We start from the raw sequence: 3,998 nt of genomic DNA on the forward strand, positions 1-3,998 counted from the left end.
GCTATCCGCGCCGCTGCTCGCCCTCGCGTTGGCGGCGGTGGCGGTCGGCCTGCTTCTATCGACGTCGGGCCTGGGTCTGGTGCAGGTGGTCGTGTTTCACCATTGCTCGCACGGGACCGTGTTCCGGACGCGGGAATGGAACGTGGTGGCCGGGCGTATCGTCTCCGCCCTGCTGCTGTTCAAGCATTTCGACGTCTACAAGCGCGAGCACATGCTGCATCACAGTGCCAACAAGCTGCTCACGGACGAGGACGAGTTCGCGGACTTCGTCTTCGGCACCTGCGGCCTCGTGGGCGGCGTCTCGCGGCGGCGACTGTGGCTGCGGGTCGTGGGCAACCTCGTGTCGCCCTGGTTTCACGCCCGCTTCACCTACCGCCGGGCGCGGGCGGCGATGCGCTCGGGCGATCCGATGCACAACTGGCTCGCCGCCAGCTTCTGGCTGTTCGTGCTGGGCGCGGCGGCGGCGGGTCACGCGCTCGGCCTCGTCCTGATTGCCTGGGTGCTGCCGGTGACTGTACTTCTGCAGGTCGCGACGGTCTTCCGCATCCTGTGCGAACACAGCTTCCCCGACGAGGCAATCATGGTCGCTCGGGGGCGCGACCTGCCGCATCACGCGACCAGCGGCGTGTTTCCGGGCCGGCGCCCGCCCGCCCGCGGCCTGCCGGTCGCGACACGGCTCGGTGCGTGGACGCTTTGGTGGGCGGAGATGCTGACGTGGCAACTCTTTATCCGACTTTTCGTTCTCGTCGGCGACGCTCCCTGCCACGACTTTCATCACCGCCGTCCCGCCAGCAAACGATGGACCAGCTACATCCAGGCCCGCGAGGCCGATCTCGAGCGCGTGGCCACCGCCCACGACACCGCCTACAGCGAGTGCTGGGGGCTCATGCGCGCCGTGGACCTCACGCTGGTCAGTCTTGCGGCCAAGCCGGCCGGTTTTCGGGTCTGACCGATGACAGAACCGTCAAACGGCCGGGCAGAGCGCCTGCCTGACCCTCCCGAAGACAACGTATGATTGAGGGACTTTTCCCTTTTTTGCAACCTTTGGGGGCTGTATTGTATAGACCAGACGTCAACTCTGGCCAGGTTGCAGAGTCCTTGGTCCGCATCGCTTATGCCCGGCATTTCGAAACGGCGGCGGCCGTCAACAGCTGCGTCGCGCAGCTGCACGGCGTGGCGCCCCTGTTTCTGATCGTGTTTTCCGGCGGCAAGCACGCGGGCGCGGACGTGCACCGGGCCCTGGCCACGGCGTTTCCCGGGGTATCGATGGCCGGCGGCTCGGCGGCGGGCGTCATTGCCCTGGCCGGCTATGGTTACAGCGGGCTGGAGATCGGCCTGATTGCCTTTACCGATCCAAGCGTCGTTCCGACCCTTTACGTCAACAACGACCTGCTTGACGGCGAGCGCGCGGCAGGACAGGCGGCGGGGCGCCACGTGGCGGCCAGCGCCACGGACGGGGCAACCGTGCTCATGCTGTATGACAGCGTGGCGGTCGGCGCGCCGCTGCGGCTGCATCCCGCCAGTTCGATCGTGGAGGGCTTCCAGGACGGCTTGGGCGGCAAGATGGTGCAGCTCTTCGGCGGGGGATTGCTTACCGATCTCAATCTGTCGGACGGGTGGGTGATCGATGCCGACGGCGCCCGCCGGCATGGTCTGCAGGTGCTCGTCTTCCCGCCGGGCGTCCGGGCGGCGACGGCGGTGCTGCATGGCTGCCGCCCCGTCAGCAGCTTCATGACCATCACCCGGATGCACGGGGCGGAGGTGTTCGAACTCGACGGCGAACCCGCGCTGACTGTGATCGAGCGCATGCTCGATCTGCCGCTCGGCGGCACGGAGGGTCACGAGCTGACGCTGATCGCCACCCTCGGCCAGAAACAGGGCGACCCCTTCGCTCCGTATGATGAAAACGACTACGTCAACCGCCTGATCCTGGGCGCCGACCGCACAAGTGGGTCCGTCACCCTGTTCGAACCCGACTTCACCGAAGGGGCGCTGGTCCAGATCATGGCCCGCGACAATGCCCTGATGATTGAATCCGTGCGCGCCGGCGTCGCCGCGGCCAACCGCGCCTCGGCCCAGGGCGGCGCGTTCCTCAACATGTATATCGACTGCGCCGGCCGTGTCAGCGCACGCACCGGTGCGTCACACGAGGAAGCGGAAGTCGTCACCGGAGACATTGATCGCGGTGTCCCTTTTCTCGGTTTCTTTTCAGGTGTCGAAATTGCGCCATTTGATGGCTATAGCCGACCATTGGACTGGACAGGCCTGCTGGCCACGTTACGGTATGCGCCGTGATGCCTGAGCAAGTTCCGATGGGTCAGCTCGAGCGCGAACTGAACTACTATCGTCGCGAATGTAATCTTCTCGGTTCCCGGCTTGTCCGCATCCAGGAAGAGCAGGGCAACGCATATCGCGAGGCGCGCCGCAGCCGTACCGTGGTCAAGCTCCTGCGCGAGGCCTATCGCCTGGGCGACGTGCGTGCGTCGGGCGCCGATATCGGCGGCCCGATGCTGGAAATCGTCGTGGACAACACGCTCTGCGATCGCGCCGCCCTGCTGCGCGAGGAGCCGATCGGCAGCGGGCGGTTCGTCGTTTCGCACGCGATCGGGCTTAATCTCGCGGCGCTGGAATCCGTATTCTACATCAATGCCCCACCGCCCTTCTGCTACAGCTCCGTGCGCGAGAAGCTGACCGCGGAGACGGAAGCGATCGGCGCCATCGTGCAGCTTCCCTATATCCTGTGGGCCTATGACGCCAGCAGCGGGCAGGCGCTGGTGATCGGCAACCGCTCAGAAAGCAACGTCAACCGCCCGTTCGAGGCAGGCGACCAGGAGCTCGTGGAAAGCGCGCTGTCGGTCTATCTCGACGTCATCTACCGCAAGCAGGTTGAGGCGGAGCTGCGCCGAGCCAAGCAGGCGGCGGAGAGCGCGAGCCAGACACGGTCGGAACTGATCGACATGCTGGCACAGGATCTGCGCCCGGCGCTGCAGGCGCTGAGCGGTGTCGCCTCCCGGCTGTGCCCGCCCGATGGCCGGGTGCCCGACCGGCGCGCCCTGGAGCGGGATGCCGACGAAATCGCCCGCAGTGCCGCCTATATGTTCTCCCTGCTCGACGACGCCGGCCGGTCGGGCGAGCGGGCGCTGACGGAAGGCGAGCTCGATATCGAATGGGTGCCGGTCGAGGAGCTGGTCCGCTCCGTCCTGCGCATGGTCTACGTGCCGAGCGTGCGGCGCAGCATCGAACTCGACGCTGCGATGCCCCGACGGCGCACCGCGCTGTGCGTCGACCGCGTGCGGATGACGCAGGTGATGCGTTTCCTGATCGCCGGCGCGATGCGCATGACCATCGACGGCGGCACCGTGCGCCTGCTCACCACAAGGCGCAGCGACGGCACCCTGGAGGTGCTGATCCGCTCCGGCGTGACGCCGGTGCTCGGCGCGACGGCCGCGTCGGACGACGTCGCCGCCATGTTCGACCCGGCGCGCCGCCTCGGCGGCGGCCTCGCCATCACCCGCCAGCTGGCGGAAGCCCAGGGTGCCACGCTGCTGGTGGAAAACGGGCCGGACGGCTCGGTGCAGACCCGCATCCTGTTCCCCGCCGCCATGGCGCGCGACGACGACGTGACCGCCGAGGCCGTCCCCTGATCCCCGGCGCGCTGGCCGGCCAACCCAGCTAGCCGCGCGGCGGGTGTGTCAGCGCCGCGTCCAGCACGCGGATACTGTGGATCGCCTCCCGGCCGCCGAGGTCGCGTATCTGATGGCGGCATGACGTGCCGTCCGCCACGATCAGCGCGTCGGCGGCGGCTTCGCGCACCGCGGGCAGCAGTGCCGCCTCCGCCATCGCCCGGCTCTCCGCCTGCGTCTCCGCCTGATAGCCGAAGGTGCCGGCCATGCCGCAGCAGGAGGAGGCGATCGGCCGCACCTCCAGCCCCGGCACGCGGCGCAGCGCCGCGAGCGACGGCGCGAACGCTCCGAACGCCTTTTGATGGCAGTGGCCGT

The 3,998-nt window shown here is 68.0% G+C and carries 4 protein-coding genes; 3 read left to right on the top strand and 1 reads right to left on the bottom strand.

Features of this window, described 5'->3' with window-relative positions; genetic code table 11:
* The 3 genes from B8460_RS07895 to B8460_RS07905 form a co-directional block, all read left to right on the top strand.
* A partial coding sequence (locus tag B8460_RS07895) for a fatty acid desaturase (RefSeq protein ID WP_048861043.1) occupies positions 1-949 on the top strand: 949 nt, incomplete at its 5' end.
* 149 nt (positions 950-1,098) lie between these two features.
* The gene (locus B8460_RS07900; RefSeq protein WP_048861044.1) at positions 1,099-2,295 is read left to right on the top strand and encodes an FIST signal transduction protein; all 1,197 of its coding nucleotides are present in this window, start codon (positions 1,099-1,101) and stop codon (positions 2,293-2,295) included.
* Between the two features lie 17 nt (positions 2,296-2,312).
* Positions 2,313-3,644, top strand: a complete 1,332-nt coding sequence (locus tag B8460_RS07905) for a sensor histidine kinase (protein ID WP_048861045.1) — start codon at positions 2,313-2,315, stop codon at positions 3,642-3,644.
* 28 nt (positions 3,645-3,672) lie between these two features.
* On the opposite strand, the gene B8460_RS07910 is transcribed toward B8460_RS07905, so the two are convergent.
* The coding region (locus B8460_RS07910) for a heterodisulfide reductase-related iron-sulfur binding cluster (RefSeq protein ID WP_048861046.1) at positions 3,673-3,998 on the bottom strand (326 nt) is incomplete at its 5' end.

This window comes from Acidisphaera rubrifaciens HS-AP3, assembly GCF_000964365.1.
Taxonomy (GTDB): Bacteria; Pseudomonadota; Alphaproteobacteria; order Acetobacterales; family Acetobacteraceae; genus Acidisphaera; species Acidisphaera rubrifaciens.